1 protein-coding gene is annotated in these 837 nt (G+C 71.3%); it reads right to left on the bottom strand.

Annotated features, from left to right (window positions below; translation table 11 throughout):
* Positions 1-837: bifunctional ornithine acetyltransferase/N-acetylglutamate synthase (locus tag V7793_RS37960; protein ID WP_336014315.1), on the bottom strand; the 837-nt coding region annotated here is incomplete at both ends.

Consider the following 837-nt stretch of genomic DNA (forward strand, 5'->3'; position numbering starts at 1 on the left):
GTCGCGGTCGTCGCCGACGGAGCCGTTGCGGCAGACCCAGACGTCGTTGATGGCGACGTTGAGCCGGTCGGGGTCGAAGGCCGCGGAGGTCGTGCCGATCGCGGACAGCACCCGGCCCCAGTTGGGATCCTCACCGTGGAGGGCACACTTGAGAAGGTTGTTCCGGGCGATGGAGCGCCCGACCTCGACCGCGTCGTCCTCGGTGGCGGCGTTGACGACCTCGATACGGATGTCCTTGCTCGCCCCCTCGGCATCACCGATCAGCTGACGGGCCAGATCGTCGCACACCGCCCGGACGGCCTCGGCGAACTCGCCCTGGGCGGGAGTGACTCCGGCGGCGCCCGAGGCGAGGAGCAGCACGGTGTCGTTGGTGGACATGCAGCCGTCGGAGTCGACCCGGTCGAAGGTCGTGCGGGTCGCGGCGCGCAGGGCGGCGTCGAGGCCGGGTGCGTCGATGTCGGCGTCGGTGGTCAGGACGACGAGCATGGTGGCCAGGCCCGGGGCGAGCATGCCCGCGCCCTTGGCCATGCCGCCCACCGTCCAGCCGTCACCCTGCACCACGGCCGTCTTGTGCACGGTGTCCGTCGTCTTGATGGCGATGGCGGCCTTCTCGCCGCCGTGGGCGGAGAGCCCCGCGGCAGCCTTCTCGATACCCGGCAGGAGCTTGTCCATCGGCAGCCGCACGCCGATGAGGCCGGTGGAGGCGACCGCGATCTCGCCCGCGCTGTGCCCCGGGCCCCCTTCCATTCCATCCATTCCATTCAGGACGGCGGCCGCCTTCTCGGCGGTGGCGTGCGTGTCCTGGAAACCACCCGGCCCCGTACAGGCGTTGGCACC

Source organism: Streptomyces sp. KLMMK (genome assembly GCF_036961605.1).
Lineage (GTDB): Bacteria > Actinomycetota > Actinomycetes > Streptomycetales > Streptomycetaceae > Streptomyces > Streptomyces telluris.